The sequence below is a fragment of the Gordonia sp. LUNF6 genome (assembly GCF_047041125.1).
Taxonomy (GTDB): Bacteria; Actinomycetota; Actinomycetes; order Mycobacteriales; family Mycobacteriaceae; genus Gordonia; species Gordonia sihwensis.
Genome location: NZ_CP178181.1, coordinates 1,155,607 through 1,169,764 on the forward strand (window position 1 = coordinate 1,155,607; position 14,158 = coordinate 1,169,764).

15 protein-coding genes are annotated in these 14,158 nt (G+C 70.0%); 13 read left to right on the forward strand and 2 right to left on the reverse strand.

Annotation, left to right across the window (positions count from 1 at the left end):
- Positions 1–13 precede the first annotated feature (13 nt).
- From glmS to groES, 9 genes are all read left to right on the forward strand, one after another.
- Positions 14–1,876 (forward strand): glutamine--fructose-6-phosphate transaminase (isomerizing), encoded by a 1,863-nt coding sequence (gene glmS, locus ACK8HH_RS05440; RefSeq protein ID WP_375002424.1) that lies wholly within the window; start codon positions 14–16, stop codon positions 1,874–1,876.
- A gap of 13 nt (positions 1,877–1,889) precedes the next feature.
- Positions 1,890–3,320, forward strand: coding sequence for an NAD(P)H-hydrate dehydratase (locus ACK8HH_RS05445; protein ID WP_412475595.1), 1,431 nt, complete (start codon positions 1,890–1,892; stop codon positions 3,318–3,320).
- A 5-nt stretch (positions 3,321–3,325) separates the two neighbouring features.
- Positions 3,326–4,486: an alanine racemase gene (alr, locus tag ACK8HH_RS05450; RefSeq protein ID WP_006897168.1), complete on the forward strand. Its 1,161-nt coding sequence runs from the start codon at positions 3,326–3,328 to the stop codon at positions 4,484–4,486.
- Positions 4,479–5,678, forward strand: coding sequence for an alpha/beta fold hydrolase (locus tag ACK8HH_RS05455; RefSeq protein ID WP_062367177.1), 1,200 nt, complete (start codon positions 4,479–4,481; stop codon positions 5,676–5,678). Before alr ends, ACK8HH_RS05455 begins: the two co-directional genes overlap by 8 nt.
- Positions 5,675–6,127 carry a tRNA (adenosine(37)-N6)-threonylcarbamoyltransferase complex ATPase subunit type 1 TsaE gene (tsaE, locus tag ACK8HH_RS05460; protein ID WP_006897170.1) on the forward strand — a complete coding sequence of 151 codons (453 nt, stop codon included), beginning with the start codon at positions 5,675–5,677 and terminating at the stop codon, positions 6,125–6,127. Before ACK8HH_RS05455 ends, tsaE begins: the two co-directional genes overlap by 4 nt.
- Positions 6,124–6,834 carry a tRNA (adenosine(37)-N6)-threonylcarbamoyltransferase complex dimerization subunit type 1 TsaB gene (tsaB, locus tag ACK8HH_RS05465; protein ID WP_006897171.1) on the forward strand — a complete coding sequence of 237 codons (711 nt, stop codon included), beginning with the start codon at positions 6,124–6,126 and terminating at the stop codon, positions 6,832–6,834. The genes tsaE and tsaB overlap by 4 nt, the downstream gene beginning before the upstream one ends.
- Entirely contained in the window at positions 6,827–7,399 is a 573-nt protein-coding gene (rimI, locus tag ACK8HH_RS05470) for a ribosomal protein S18-alanine N-acetyltransferase (RefSeq protein WP_375002413.1), read from the forward strand. Before tsaB ends, rimI begins: the two co-directional genes overlap by 8 nt.
- Positions 7,396–8,424 (forward strand): tRNA (adenosine(37)-N6)-threonylcarbamoyltransferase complex transferase subunit TsaD, encoded by a 1,029-nt coding sequence (tsaD, locus tag ACK8HH_RS05475; protein ID WP_045540289.1) that lies wholly within the window; start codon positions 7,396–7,398, stop codon positions 8,422–8,424. The genes rimI and tsaD overlap by 4 nt, the downstream gene beginning before the upstream one ends.
- A 169-nt stretch (positions 8,425–8,593) precedes the next feature.
- Positions 8,594–8,890, forward strand: coding sequence for a co-chaperone GroES (gene groES / locus ACK8HH_RS05480; protein WP_006897174.1), 297 nt, complete (start codon positions 8,594–8,596; stop codon positions 8,888–8,890).
- Between the two features lie 125 nt (positions 8,891–9,015).
- Here the strand turns inward: groES and ACK8HH_RS05485 are convergent, their stop codons facing one another.
- Positions 9,016–9,255, reverse strand: a complete 240-nt coding sequence (locus tag ACK8HH_RS05485; RefSeq protein ID WP_045540292.1) for a WhiB family transcriptional regulator — start codon at positions 9,253–9,255, stop codon at positions 9,016–9,018.
- Positions 9,256–9,715: 460 nt separating this feature from the next.
- Between ACK8HH_RS05485 and ACK8HH_RS05490 the strand changes: the two genes are divergently transcribed.
- From ACK8HH_RS05490 to ACK8HH_RS05500, 3 genes are all read left to right on the forward strand, one after another.
- Positions 9,716–10,558 (forward strand): hypothetical protein, encoded by an 843-nt coding sequence (locus ACK8HH_RS05490; RefSeq protein WP_006897176.1) that lies wholly within the window; start codon positions 9,716–9,718, stop codon positions 10,556–10,558.
- 83 nt (positions 10,559–10,641) lie between these two features.
- Entirely contained in the window at positions 10,642–11,217 is a 576-nt protein-coding gene (locus tag ACK8HH_RS05495) for a sigma-70 family RNA polymerase sigma factor (protein ID WP_006897177.1), read from the forward strand.
- Positions 11,214–12,050 carry an anti-sigma-D factor RsdA gene (locus ACK8HH_RS05500; protein WP_006897178.1) on the forward strand — a complete coding sequence of 279 codons (837 nt, stop codon included), beginning with the start codon at positions 11,214–11,216 and terminating at the stop codon, positions 12,048–12,050. Before ACK8HH_RS05495 ends, ACK8HH_RS05500 begins: the two co-directional genes overlap by 4 nt.
- 93 nt (positions 12,051–12,143) lie before the next feature.
- Here the strand turns inward: ACK8HH_RS05500 and ACK8HH_RS05505 are convergent, their stop codons facing one another.
- Positions 12,144–12,530 (reverse strand): DUF5319 domain-containing protein, encoded by a 387-nt coding sequence (locus ACK8HH_RS05505; protein WP_039867726.1) that lies wholly within the window; start codon positions 12,528–12,530, stop codon positions 12,144–12,146.
- A 66-nt stretch (positions 12,531–12,596) separates the two neighbouring features.
- Here ACK8HH_RS05505 and guaB point away from each other — a divergent pair, with 66 nt between their 5' ends.
- Positions 12,597–14,108: an IMP dehydrogenase gene (guaB, locus tag ACK8HH_RS05510; RefSeq protein ID WP_006897180.1), complete on the forward strand. Its 1,512-nt coding sequence runs from the start codon at positions 12,597–12,599 to the stop codon at positions 14,106–14,108.
- The last annotated feature ends 50 nt before the right edge of the window (positions 14,109–14,158 follow it).

Here is a 14,158-nt window from a genome sequence, read left to right on the forward strand (position 1 = left end):
ATTCTTGGTACCCATGTGTGGAATCGTGGGATATGTGGGCAAGCGCGACGCGCTCGACATCGTCGTGGACGCCCTCCGCCGGATGGAGTACCGCGGCTACGATTCGGCCGGCGTGGCGATCCTGGACGGCAACGGTGCGGTGACGGTCGAGAAGAAGGCCGGCCGGCTGGAGAACCTCGACAAGCAGATCGCTGAAGTCGGCCGTGCGGCGCTCACCGGTCACACCGGTATGGGCCACACGCGCTGGGCCACGCACGGTCAACCGACCGATCGCAACGCGCACCCGCACCTCAGCACCGACCACAAGATCGCCGTCGTGCACAACGGGATCATCGAGAACTACGCGCCGCTGCGTGCCGAGCTCGAAGACTCCGGCATCGAATTCTCCTCCGACACCGACACCGAGACCGCGGTGCATCTGATGGAGCGCGAATACGCGTCGGGCCGGCACGCGGGCGACTTCGTGGCCGCCGCGTACGCCACGCTGCGGCGTCTGGAGGGCGCCTTCACCCTGGTCTTCACCCACGCCGACCACCCGGACACCATCGTCGCCGCACGCCGGTCCACCCCGCTGGTCGTCGGGGTCGGCGACGGCGAGATGTTCGTGGCCTCCGACGTGACGGCGTTCATCGAGCACACCCGCGACGCGATCGAACTCGGTCAGGACGAGGTCGTGGTCATCACCGCCGACACCTATGCGGTCACCGACTTCGACGGCAACCCGACCGGCGGCACCCCGTTCCACATCGACTGGGACCTGGCCGCCGCGGAGAAGGGCGGCTACGACTACTTCATGCTCAAAGAGATCGCCGAGCAGCCCGCGGCGCTCTCGGACACCCTGATCGGTCACCTCCGCAACGGCCGGATCGTGCTCGACGAACAGCGCCTGAGCGATCAGGACCTGCGCGACGTCGACAAGGTCTTCGTCGTCGCCTGCGGCACCGCCTACCACGCCGGACTGATCGCCAAGTACGCGATCGAGCACTGGACCCGACTGCCCGTCGAGGTGGAACTCGCCAGCGAGTTCCGCTACCGCGACCCGGTGCTCGACCGGTCGACGCTGGTGGTGGCGATCAGCCAGTCCGGCGAGACCGCCGACACCCTGGAGGCCGTACGCCACGCCAAGGACCAGAAGGCCCGCGTCCTGGCGATCTGCAACACCAACGGCGCGCAGATCCCGCGCGAATCGGACGCCGTGCTATACACCCACGCCGGCCCCGAGATCGGGGTCGCGTCCACCAAGTGCTTCCTCGCGCAGATCGCCGCGGCCTACATGGTGGGCCTCGCACTGGCTCAGGCCGTCGGTACCAAGTACGCCGACGAGGTGACACGCGAGTTCGAGGCATTGGAACAGATCCCGGCCGCGGTCGAGAAGGTGCTCGAGCAGATGGAGCCCGTCCGAGAGCTCGCCCGCGGCCTCGCCTCGGCTGACACGATCCTGTTCCTCGGCAGGCACGTCGGCTACCCGGTGGCGCTGGAAGGCGCGCTCAAACTCAAGGAACTCGCGTACATCCACGCCGAGGGTTTCGCGGCAGGCGAGCTGAAGCACGGCCCGATCGCCCTGATCGAAGACGGGCTGCCGGTGATCGTGGTGATGCCGTCCCCCGAGGGCCGGGCCCTGCTGCACTCCAAGATGATCAGCAACATCCGCGAGATCCAGGCGCGCGGTGCCCGGACGATCGTGATCGCCGAGGCCACGGACACCGCGGCGGTGGAGGTCGCCGACCATCTGATCCCGATCCCGCACACCGCGACCCTCCTGCAGCCGCTGGTCTCGACGGTCCCGTTGCAGGTGTTCGCAGCCACCGTCGCCCAGGCGCGCGGCTACGACGTCGACAAGCCGCGGAACCTGGCCAAGTCCGTCACCGTCGAATAGCGATGAGGACCTTGTGGTGACCGGCTACTACACCGCCGCGCAGATCCGGGACGCCGAAGCCGCGACCGGCGTTCTGCTCAGCGGCGGTGTGCTGATGGCCCGCGCCGCGAATGCGGTGGCGGCGCAGGTGAGCGCCGAACTGCGCGAGCGGACCGGCGGCGTCTACGGCCGGCGGGTGCTGCTGGTGGTCGGCGCGGGAAACAACGGCGGCGACGCGCTCTACGCCGGAGTTCGTCTGCGGCGGCGCGGCGTCCGCGTCGACGCACTCCTGCTCGATCCCGATCACGCGCACGGTGCGGGCCTGGCGGCGTTCCGGAGCGCCGGCGGCCGCGTGAGCGCCACCGTGCCGGACGAACTCGACATCGCCGTCGACGCCGTGGTGGGGCTCGGCGGCCGCGGCCCGCTGCGACCGCCGGCTGCGGAGGTCTTCGCGCGGATCGCGGACACGGGCGCGGCGGTGCTCTCCGTCGACCTTCCGTCCGGCGTCGATCCCGACACCGGCGTGGTGAACACACCGTCGGTGCGGGCCGACGTGTGCGTGACCTTCGGGGCGCCGAGGCTCGCCCACCTGCTCGCCGCGCCGGCCTGCGGCCGGGTGGTGGTGGCCGACATCGGCATCCCGGTACCGGCTGCACAGGTGACCAGTCCGAGCGATGCGGAGGTGGCCGCGCTGTGGCCGCTTCCCGGGCCGGGCGACGACAAATACTCGCAGGGCGTGGTCGGCGTGATCGCCGGGTCCGCGGTGTTCCCGGGGGCTGCGGTGCTCGCCACCTCGGCCGCGGTGGCCGCGACATCGGGCATGACGCGCTACGTCGGTCCGGCGGTCGACGAGGTGCTGGCGAAGTCGCCGGAGGTGGTCGCGGCGTCCACCGTCGCCGATGCCGGGCGAGTCCAGGCGTGGGCGATCGGCCCCGGAATCGGCACGGGTGAGCAAGCACACGATCTACTGGCAGATGTGCTCGGGACCGACCTTCCGACACTGGTCGACGCCGACGGGCTCACCGTGCTGGCGCGTGCGCCCGAGCTTCTGGCGGATCGGACCGCACCGACGCTGCTGACGCCGCACGCCGGGGAGTTCGCCCGGCTCGCCGGAGCCGAACCGGGGCCGGACCGGCTGAGCGCAGTGCGCGGCCTGGCCGAGAGGCTCGGGGTGACGGTGCTGCTCAAGGGCCGGATCACCCTGGTGGCCGACCCGGACGGTCGGGTCAGCGGCAACGACGCGGAGTCGTCCTGGGCCGCGACCGCCGGGGCGGGCGACGTGCTCACCGGCATCGCCGGATCGTTGTTGGCGGCGGGACTCCCCGCTCGTTCGGCCGGCGTCTGCGCTGCCCGCGTGCACGCGCGCGCCGCCGCGCTCGCGAGCGGGGGAGCGCCGATCAGCGCCGCCGCGTTGCGCGACGCGGTCGCGCCGACGCTCCGCCGTCTGCTGGATTTGCGAGAATAGGTGCGATGGACTCGCACGCTAACCTCTACGCCACTGTCGATCTCGACGCCATCGCCCACAATGTGGGCGTCCTGCGGGAGCGCTCGGGCTCCGATGTGATCGCGGTGGTCAAAGCCGATGGCTATGCGCACGGGGCGGTCGCCGTGGGCCGCACCGCGCTCGGAGCGGGTGCCATCGCGCTCGGTGTGGCGCAGATCAGCGAGGCCCGCGCACTGCGCGCCGCCGGCATCGACGGGCACCTGATCGCCTGGCTGCACACCGCGGAGGCCGATTTCGCCGGGGCGATCGCCGACGGGATCGACATCGCCGTCTCCTCGCCGCGGCAGCTGGAGCTGGTGCTGGCGCAGGCGCGCAGACTCGGCCGGACCGCCACGGTGACGGTGAAGCTCGACACCGGGCTCGCGCGCAGCGGCGTCAGCCCGGAGGAATGGGCGCAGACCGCCGACGCGGTGGCTGCCGCATGTGCGGAGGGCGCGATCAGCCTGCACGGTGTGATGTGTCATCTCGCCTTCGGCGACGTGCCCGACCATCCGCTCAACTCACAGCAGGCGCAGCGTGTCGACGATGCCGTCGCCGACCTGCGTGCGCGCGGCGTACGGCCGCAGCTGGTGCACATCGCGAACTCTCCGGCGGCGCTCACCCGGCCCGACCTGGCGCGCGACGCGGTCCGTCCGGGACTCTCGATCTACGGCTACTCGCCGGTCCCGGACATCGGCGACTTCGGGCTGATTCCGGCGATGACGCTGGAGACGCGGATCTCGCTGGTCAAGAGGATTCCGGCCGGGCAGGGCGTCTCCTACAACCACACGTGGGTCGCTCCCGCCGACACCGTTCTCGGCGTGGTGCCCGCGGGCTACGCGGACGGAGTTCCGCGCCTGCTGTCCGGCCGGTTCGGCGTGCACGTGAACGGCCGGATCTTCCCGAACGTCGGGCGGGTCTGCATGGATCAGCTGGTGATCGACCTCGGACCGGACGGCGGCGGCGTCGCCGAGGGCGACCGGGCCGTGCTGTTCGGACCCGCGGGCGCCGCGGGCGGCGCGCCGGTGCCGACCGCGACCGACTGGGCCGACACCATCGGCACGATCGATTACGAGATCATCTCCCGAATCGGTTCGCGCGCGGTGCGACGGTATGTCGGCGGTCCCGGGGGAGACGTCGATGCCTGACCGCGAGCGTGCGAAGCCGCGACGGAAGGCCGCATGGCGCTCGGGATTGTCGGAGGCGCGCTCGCTCGGCGCGGTGACGGCGGGCGGCGCCTTCCGCCGCCGCAAGCTCCGCAAGGCCGACATGCGGATCGATCCGCATGCGGGCGTCGACTTCAAAGCGATCTACGCCGACGAAGCTGCGACGGTCACCGCCGACGACGGCGTGTGTCTCGCGGTCCGCACGGTGCTCACCGGCGGTCCCGACGTGCGCGGCGACCGCAAGTGGGGGCGCACCGCGACGCCCGAGCTGACCGTGGTCTTCGTGCACGGGTTCACCCTGCGGATGGCGGCCTGGCACTTCCAGCGGTTCGGTCTCGCCGAGCGCTGGGCGGGCCGGCACATCAAGATGGTCTTCTACGACCAGCGCGGCCACGGAGCAAGCGACCCGGCGTCCGCCGAGAGCTCTACGATGGCGCAGCTCGGCGACGACCTCGCCGCGGTGATCCGCACGATGGCGCCGACCGGACCGGTGGTTCTGGTGGGCCATTCGATGGGCGGGATGTCGATCATGTCGTTCGCGCGACGTCATTCGCGGATGTTCTCTCACAGCGGTCGCATCGCGGGCGTCGCACTGGTCTCCACGGCGGCCAGGGGCATCACCGAGGCCGGGCTCGGCGAAGGACTCAACAACCCGATCGTCGATGCGCTGCGCCTGTCGGTCCGCTACATCCCGGGCGCCGTGCAGGCCGGCCGGGGGATCACGCGCCGGGCGGTGGAACCGGTGCTCGTCGCGGCGAGTTTCGGCCACGACCACTACAGCCCGCGCGCCGGCCACGCCGTCGAGTCGATGATTCAGAACACGTCGATCGCGACCATGGTGAACTTCCTGCACGTCTTGGAGAGCCACGACGAGGCGACGGCGCTGCCGGTGCTCGCTCAGGTACCGACGGTGGTGATGTGCGGCGACGAGGACCGGCTGACGCCGCTGCCGAACTCACTGAGCATGTACGGACAGCTCGGTCACGACTCCCGCATGGTCATCGCGGAGGGCTGCGGGCACATGCTCCCCATGGAGGACCCGGAGCTGGTCACCGACGCCATCGACGACCTGGTCTCGCGGTCGCGCCTGGCGCTGGGCCGGCCGGTGCTGCCGTGGCGGCTCTCCGGCCGCGCGCGTTCGGACAAGCACGCACGATCGGAGCGACAGGGATGACGCCGCAGCGCACCTCCGGAACCCGCGACCTGCCCGAGGTGGCCGACACCGAAGACCTCGGCCGCGAGCTCGCCGCCGACCTCGGCCCGGGGGATCTGGTGATCCTCGACGGTCCGCTCGGTGCGGGGAAGACGGCGCTGACGCGCGGTATCGCCGCCGGGCTCGGCGTGGCCGGCCGTGTCTCGTCGCCGACCTTCATCATCGCTCGTCAGCACGCTCCCGGCGTGCCCGGCGGCACCGGCCTGGTCCACGTCGACGCCTACCGGCTGGGCGGCCTGGACGATCTGGACGCCCTCGATCTCGACACCGACCTCGACGACAGCGTGGTCGTGGTCGAATGGGGCGAAGGCGTCGTGGAGCGACTCGTCGACGAATACCTCATCGTCCGGCTGCGCCGCGACGACGACACCGAGACACGACATGCGACCTGGGAGTGGGTGAACCGATGACCGCGCAGCCGCCGATTCGGGCTCTGGCGCTGGACACCGCGACTTCCGCCGTGGTGACCGGCGTGGTGGAACTGCGCGACGAGGGGCCCGTGACGCTCGCGGAGCGGATCGTGACCGATCAGCGCCGTCACGCCGAAGTGCTCACGACCCTGATGCGGGACGTGCTCGCCGAGGCGGGTGTGGCGGGCGACGCCCTCGACGCCGTGGTCGTCGGTTGCGGTCCCGGACCGTTCACCGGGCTGCGCGTCGGAATGGCCACCGGAGCGGCGTACGCCGACGCGCTCGGCCTTCCCGCCTACGGGGTGTGCACCCTCGATGCGATCGACCGCGGCACGCCTGCGCCGGAGGCGGGGACGCGACTGGTGCTCACCGATGCCCGTCGCCGCGAGGTGTACTGGGCGCTGTACGAGGCCGGTCGGCGTGTCGCGGGACCGGCCGTCGACTCACCCGACACGCTGGTCGCGGAACTGGCGGGCCGCACGCTCTCCGACGTGGTGGGGGAGAGCAGATTCACCGAGCGCTTCGGCGCGGCGGGCGCCGACCTGGTCACACCGACCCCGGCCTCGCTGGTCGCCGTCGCCGCCGAGCGACTCACCGCTCGGGCTCCGGCCGAGCCTCTGACGCCGTTGTACCTGCGCCGCCCGGACGCCGTCGAACTCAAGGACCAGAAGCGCAAGTCGCTGCTGCCCTCGGCGACACATGAGTGAGGGCCCCGGCCCGGTCGTCGACGAACTGACTCCCTCCGACCTGGCCCGATGCGCCGAGATCGAGCGGGAACTCTTCGCCACGGATTCGCCGTGGCCGCTGACCGGCTTCGTCGCCGAACTGCGGGCGCCGCACAACACCTACTTCGCGGTGCGCACCGTCCCGGGCGCCCCGGTCTCCGGCTACGCGGGTATCAGCGTGCTGGGCCGTGCCGGCGACCACGAGTGCGAGGTGCACACCATCGCGGTCGACGCCGCCTGCCAGGGGCGCGGCTACGGGCGGGCTCTGCTCGACGCGTTGCTGCGGGTTGCCGACGCCGTCCACGCGCCGGTATTCCTGGAAGTGCGCACCGACAACGTCCCGGCGATCGCGCTGTACGAGCGCAGCGGATTCGAGGTGGCGGGAGTGCGACGCAACTACTATCAGCCGTCCGGCGCGGACGCGTACACGATGGTGCGCGCCGCGCGCCGGGACGGCGACGAACACAGCAGCGGCGAACACAGCAACGACGAACACAGTAACGACGAACCGGGCAATCACCGGCCGGAAGGGCACGCGACCTCATGATCGTGATGGGTATCGAGAGCTCCTGCGACGAGACCGGAGTCGGTGTCGTCGAATGGGACGGCGAGACGGCGACGCTGCTGGCCGATGAAGTGGCATCGTCGGTGGACGAGCACGCGCGGTACGGCGGCGTGGTCCCGGAGGTCGCCTCGCGGGCCCACCTGCAGGCGATGGTCCCGACGATGCAGCGGGCGCGTGAGGCGGCCGGGATCGACCGGCCCGACGCCATCGCGGTGACGATCGGACCGGGACTCGCCGGAGCCCTGCTGGTCGGCGTCGCCGCGGCCAAGGCGTATGCGCTGGCCTGGGATGTGCCGCTGTACGCGGTCAATCACCTCGGCGGACATGTCGCGGTCGACACCCTCGAGCACGGTCCGATGCCGCCCGCGGTGGCGCTGCTGGTCTCCGGCGGGCACACGCATCTGCTCGGCGTGCAGAACCTGTCACAGCCGATCGTCGAAATGGGCACCACCGTCGACGACGCCGCGGGGGAGGCCTTCGACAAGGTGGCGCGGCTGCTGGATCTCGGCTACCCGGGGGGTCCCGCACTCGACGCGGCCGCCCGTGGCGGCGATCCCGCCGCGATCGCGTTCCCGCGCGGCATGACCGGGCCCCGCGACGCGCCGTACGACTTCTCCTTCAGCGGTCTCAAGACGGCCGTCGCGCGATACGTGGAGGGCCGGGTCCGGTCGGGTGCCCCCGTGTCGGTGCCCGACGTCGCCGCGTCGTTCCAGGAGGCGGTCGCGGATGTGCTGACCGCCAAGGCGCTGCGCGCATGCCGTGATCGCGGCGTCGACACCCTGGTCTTGGGCGGCGGTGCGACCGCCAATTCGCGGATCCGGTCGCTCGCGGCCGAGCGGACCGCCGCCGCGGGTATCGAACTGCGCGTGCCGAAGCCGAGGTTGTGCACCGACAACGGCGTCATGGTCGCCACCCTGGGAGCCCACGTGATCGGCGGCGGCGCCCCTCCGTCGCCTCTCACCGTGGCGACCGATCCCGGGATGAGCGTGCAGATCAGCAAGCTCTGAGCTGCCGCGACCGGCTCGGACGCCGGGGCCCTTGATGTGCTGGCACTCTCATGGGTAGAGTGCTAGTTGGCATCCGAAATGCAGCGCCGCGGCACCCGCGACGACGTGGCAAAGCGACCCGGTGCCGCGAACTTCCCATCAGTTACATGAAGGAAAAGGAACTGACATCGTGGCGAGCGTGAACATCAAGCCGCTTGAGGACAAGATCCTCGTTCAGGCCGTCGAGGCTGAGACCACCACTGCTTCCGGCCTGGTCATCCCGGATTCGGCCAAGGAGAAGCCGCAGGAGGGCAAGGTCATCGCTGTCGGCGAAGGCCGCGTCACCGATCAGGGCAACCGTATCCCGGTCGACGTCAAGGAAGGCGACGTCGTCATCTACAGCAAGTACGGCGGCACCGAGATCAAGTACGCAGGTCAGGAATACCTGATCCTGTCGGCCCGCGACATCCTCGCGGTGGTCGGCTGACGCCAGTCGGCGTACAGACACAGATCAGCCCCGGTTGAGTTCGATCTCAACCGGGGCTGATCTGTGTCTGAGGCTCGATGTCCGGGGCGTTCGGGTTCTCGCACAGCGACCGCGCCCCGGGACGCTCAGCCGGCCAGGCGCCGGGGATTGCGTCGCCGCATCAGATTCCGCTCGGACTCGGTGAGGCCGCCCCAGATCCCGTACGGCTCGTCCACACGCAGGGCGTGCGCACGACACTGCTGCAACACGGGGCAGTCGGCGCAGACCTGCTTGGCACGCCGTTCGCGCTGCATCCGCGCCTGGCCGCGCTCACCCTCGGGGTGAAAGAAGACCGACGATTCGAGCCCTCGGCATCTGCCTTGCATCTGCCAGTCCCAGAAGTCGGAGTTGGGGCCGGGCAGTCTGTCGATTGTGGTCGTCAATCTTCGCTCCTGAATGAGAAACGCTCTTACCTACGACGCTCACGGTATGTGCGTCCGGAAAAGCGAGTCAACTCGTTCTCCGGTCTCGAATCACTGCGATTAAAAGCGAACAAGTGAACGCCCGGTGACGTGACGGGGACCATGGCGGTCTCGGCGGGCGACGGATACTCCGACTCTATGTCGCCCTTTACCTGCGATTTTGTTGATCGAGGGCGGAGGCGCTGGGCCGGTCGAACGGCGCGGCGCCTCGGTGGGAGGATGGACTGCAATCGTACGAAGGTTACGTCGGAGATAACGGGAGTTGTCGACTGCGGCAATTCTGCTTCCACGTGATCATCTTTTGTTAGTCGAAATGAAATCTTCATTCTGCGCGCAGGCGCCGGTAGTGAAAGGTGAATTGCGAATGTCGGATCAGTGGAACGACGCATTCGGCGTCGACGCACCGCCGGACTGTCCGCCGGGGGGCGATCGCTGGGCGCGTGCGGTTCGGCTCGGAGCGCTCGGCAGGGCCGCCGCGGCGCGTGCGCTGATCGCCGACCTGCTCGCCGATCCGGCCACCGGCGCCGGGGTCACCGCACTGGCACTGGCGACTCGCGCGTCGCTCACGCGGCAGGCCGGGGGTCACGGGTACGCGCGAGCCGATGACGGTGCGGCACTGCGCGTCGCGGTGAGCGCGGGAGCGGAGGAGAGCCGCTGGGCCGCCGTCGCTCGAGTGGACGCCCTCGTCGGGCTGGCCGCGGACGGGTTGGGGATCGGCGACTTCGCCGGCTCGGCCCGGCTCCTGGAACGCGCGGCGGCAGAATCGGCGGGCACAGTATCGACGGCGGCCCGCGGGAACTGGGTGCTCGACGGCCGTCCGGCACTGCGCCTGGCGTGGGTGCGTACCGAACTGGCCCTGTACACCGGCCGGTCCGACGCCGCGGACCTCGCGGCGCGGGCGCTCGAGTTGTCCGCCGGGGCACCGTCGGTGCGCCATCGGCTCAAGACCGCACTGATCGCCGCTGCCGCCGACGCGGCCTCGGGCCGGGTCGAGGCGGCGGCGCAGACTGCACGGAACGTCGCAGGCGACTGCGCGGCGGCCGGACTGGCGCCGCTGGAGTGGGCAGCACGCAGCATGCTCGCCTCGTTCGCCGCCGACCGGAACGAGCAGAGCCGGGCGGCGGCCGCCATCCAGGAGAAACTCATCGGCCTGGGCATGGGCTTCGCGCCCTTGGCGGGTTCGGCGCACGCGGCTCGGTACGCTTGATTGATGACTGATCTAGGCGAACCACACGGCGCACCGCGGTCAGTAGTCTCCCGAATGCGTAACACCCGGGCACCTAAGCGGCGATGAAACTTACAGGTGATGCGTTGGGCCAGGCGGTCCGTGCGGCGGCCGATGGTGACCGCGCTGCGCTGACCTCAGTGCTCGACAGTGTGCGGGAACCAGTCCTGCGCTACTGCCGAGGACGAATCGGTGCCGGAGAACGACACTTGTTCTCCGCTGACGACGTGGCTCAGGAGGTGTTGATGGCGGTGATGACGGCGTTGCCCCGGTACGAAGACCAGGGGCGTCCCTTCATGGCGTTCGTATATGGCATCGCCTCGCACAAGGTCGCCGACGCGATGCGTTCGGCGGCCCGCGTGAAGTCAGATCCGGTAGAAGACGTCCCCGACTCGCTCGACTTCTCGAACGGGCCGGAACAGGCTGCCCTCGAATCAGATGCCTCGAGGCAGATGCGAGATCTTCTCGGCACCCTTCCCGAGAAGCAACGCGAGATTCTGGTGCTTCGGCTCGTCGTCGGTCTCTCCGCTGAGGAGACCGCGGACATGGTCGGCAGCAGCCCGGGAGCGGTGCGAGTGGCACAGCATCGGGCGCTCACCAAGCTCAAGAAACTCATGACCCCAGGAGGTGAACGTCGATGACGGAGGACGAAATGCCTACCGGTCCCATCGATGTGGGCGCGGTGCACCACGACGACGAATTCATCGACGATCTCGCGGCAGGCAGGGCCGCCCGGATCGGCGACGACGCCGAGTACCGGCTCGCCGGTCTGCTCGCGCAGTGGCGCGCGGAGTCGTTGGCCGGGCCGGTTCCGAGCACGCCGACGATCGCCGACATCGAGACGGCCATCGCTCGGGCCAACGAGCGGGAGCGTCGCGGCGGACTGGCGCGCAGGCTCCGGGTGGTCTCGGGTGCCGCCGCCATCCTGGCGGTCGCCGGTGCCGGCCTGCTCGTGCTGTCGGAGGGATCGCAGCCCGGCGATCCGCTGTGGTCGGTGAAGCAGGTGGTGTTCTCCGAGCAGGCGCAGCAGACGCAGTCGCGGATGAACGCCGAGCAGAACATCGCCGAGGCCAAGAAGGCGCTCGCCGCGGGCGACACCGTCAAGGCCCGCGAATTGATCGCGAAGGCCGAGAAGGACATCGGCCCGCTCAAGGACAAGTCCGAGGCCGATCAACTGCGCAGCCTGATCGAGGACGTGCGCAGGCAGGACCCGAGTGCGCTGATTCCGCCGCTGTCGTCCCTGCCGTCGCTGCCGTTGCCGACCTCCGCCACCAGCCCCGACGTCCCGGACCCGACCGTGATGCTGAAGCCGCCGGGCTCCTCCAGCGGTTCGAGCAGCCCGAGCACCGCGCCGTCGACCACGCAGGAACCGTCCACGAGCAAGACGGACACGGACAAGCCGACGACCACCACGTCGTCGGCGACGGCGTCGGCGTCGGTGACGACCACCGCGCCGTCGGAGAGCATCCGCTGACCCGACGGGCCGCGAGGTAGTCCGAACAGCGAGAGGGACCGTGATCGACGATCACGGTCCCTCTCGTGTGTTCGGAGTTCGTTCCCCTGCGGATCAGTAGCGTTCGTGATAGCGCAGTGAGGCGTCGGCGTACCCGCGGCAGTAATCCCAGGTGACGTAGTCGTCGGGCTCGGGATCCACTGCGGGCTCGTGCGGTCGGACCGTGCCGTCCACGAGCAATTGGCGCAGATTGGAGCGCAACATGTCCCAGTCGTGGTAGTGATCTTCGCGACAGTCCTCGCACATCACTACCAGGCCCCGCACACCGCGCGGCGCGAGGAGGCGTTCGTACACATCGAGGTCGGCGAGATCCTCTTCCACCGCGGTGCGTTCACCCTCGTCAAGAGGGATTCCCGGGTCGAGCGCGTCCAGGGCCGACGCAGGGTCGTTCGGGTCATCGGCGAAGGGGTCCGGCGGGAGTCCGGGGAACTGGTCATGCACGTCCTCCACCGTAGCCGATAACCGGGCGGACAGGCTTCCTCAATCCACAGCGGATACGATGTGCAGATGACGCAGGTTCGCACTGGTGGAGATGATCCCGACAAGGTCGCAATGCTCGGCCTCACCTTCGACGACGTACTGCTGCTCCCGGCGGCGTCGGATGTCGTCCCGAACGCCGTGGACACCTCGTCCAGGCTGACCCGGGAGATCACCCTCCGGGTCCCGCTCGTCAGTTCGGCGATGGACACCGTCACCGAGGCCCGGATGGCGATCGCGATGGCGCGCGCCGGCGGTATGGGCGTGCTGCACCGCAACCTCTCGATCGAGGCGCAGGCCGCCGCCGTCGAGACCGTGAAGCGCTCGGAAGCGGGCATGGTCACCAACCCGGTCACCTGTCTGCCGACCAACACGCTCGCCGAGGTCGACGCGATGTGTGCGCGGTACCGGATCTCGGGTCTGCCCGTCGTCGACGCGTCCGGCGATCTGGTCGGCATCATCACCAACCGCGACATGCGCTTCGAGGCCGACGAGACCCGGCCGGTGTCCGAGGTGATGACTCCCGCGCCGCTGATCACCGCGTCCGAGGGCGTCTCCGCCGAGGCGGCGCTCGGTCTGCTGCGCAGGCACAAGATCGAGAAACTGCCGATCGTCGACGGCAACGGCAAGCTGACCGGACTGATCACGGTCAAGGACTTCGTGAAGACCGAGCAGCACCCCGACGCCACCAAGGACGCCGACGGCCGGCTGCTGGTGGGCGCGGCCGTCGGAGCGGGCGACGAGGCGTGGAATCGCGCGCTCGCCCTCGCCGAGGTCGGCGTCGACGTGCTCGTGGTCGACAGCGCCCACGGCCACTCGCGCGGGGTGCTCGAGATGATCGCCAAGCTCAAGGCGGAGGTCGGCGGCCGCGTCCAGCTGATCGGCGGCAACGTCGCGACTCGGTCGGGTGCGCAGGCGCTCATCGACGCGGGCGTCGACGCGGTCAAGGTCGGCGTCGGCCCCGGCTCCATCTGCACCACCCGCGTCGTCGCGGGCGTCGGCGCGCCCCAGATCACCGCGATCCTCGAGGCCGTCGCCGCGTGCAAGGCGGCCGATGTCCCGGTGATCGCCGACGGCGGTCTGCAGTACTCGGGCGATGTCGCCAAGGCGCTGGCCGCCGGTGCCTCGACCGCCATGCTCGGCTCGCTGTTGGCGGGTACCGAGGAGTCGCCGGGTGAGTTGATCCTCGTCAACGGCAAGCAGTTCAAGAGCTACCGCGGCATGGGCTCGCTGGGTGCGATGCAGGGGCGTGGCCAGGGCAAGTCGTACTCCAAGGACCGCTACTTCCAGGACGACGTGCTCGCCGAGGACAAGCTGGTCCCCGAGGGCATCGAAGGTCGGGTGCCGTTCCGCGGACCGCTGTCACAGGTGATCCATCAGCTCACCGGCGGCCTCCGCGCGGCCATGGGCTACACGGGGTCGCAGACCATCGCCGACCTGCAGAACGCGCAGTTCGTGCAGATCACCGCGGCGGGTCTCAAGGAGTCGCACCCGCATGACATCACCCTCACCGCCGAGGCGCCCAACTACTATGCACGCTGAGCCGGTTTGCGGCGCGACCGCCGCAGCCCGCTCGCCTGAGTTTCCACTAG

Excerpts from the sequence above, each read along its gene's own strand:
- tsaB (WP_006897171.1), top strand. The coding sequence starts at position 6,124 with ATGACCGCGCAGCCGCCGATTCGGGCTCTGGCGCTGGACACCGCGACT.
- ACK8HH_RS05500 (WP_006897178.1), top strand. The coding sequence starts at position 11,214 with ATGACGGAGGACGAAATGCCTACCGGTCCCATCGATGTGGGCGCGGTG.
- rimI (WP_375002413.1), top strand. The coding sequence starts at position 6,827 with ATGAGTGAGGGCCCCGGCCCGGTCGTCGACGAACTGACTCCCTCCGAC.
- guaB (WP_006897180.1), top strand. The coding sequence starts at position 12,597 with ATGACGCAGGTTCGCACTGGTGGAGATGATCCCGACAAGGTCGCAATG.
- tsaD (WP_045540289.1), top strand. The coding sequence starts at position 7,396 with ATGATCGTGATGGGTATCGAGAGCTCCTGCGACGAGACCGGAGTCGGT.
- ACK8HH_RS05490 (WP_006897176.1), top strand. The coding sequence starts at position 9,716 with ATGTCGGATCAGTGGAACGACGCATTCGGCGTCGACGCACCGCCGGAC.
- alr (WP_006897168.1), top strand. The coding sequence starts at position 3,326 with ATGGACTCGCACGCTAACCTCTACGCCACTGTCGATCTCGACGCCATC.
- ACK8HH_RS05485 (WP_045540292.1), bottom strand. The coding sequence starts at position 9,255 with ATGCAAGGCAGATGCCGAGGGCTCGAATCGTCGGTCTTCTTTCACCCC.
- glmS (WP_375002424.1), top strand. The coding sequence starts at position 14 with ATGTGTGGAATCGTGGGATATGTGGGCAAGCGCGACGCGCTCGACATC.
- ACK8HH_RS05495 (WP_006897177.1), top strand. The coding sequence starts at position 10,642 with ATGAAACTTACAGGTGATGCGTTGGGCCAGGCGGTCCGTGCGGCGGCC.
- tsaE (WP_006897170.1), top strand. The coding sequence starts at position 5,675 with ATGACGCCGCAGCGCACCTCCGGAACCCGCGACCTGCCCGAGGTGGCC.
- ACK8HH_RS05455 (WP_062367177.1), top strand. The coding sequence starts at position 4,479 with ATGCCTGACCGCGAGCGTGCGAAGCCGCGACGGAAGGCCGCATGGCGC.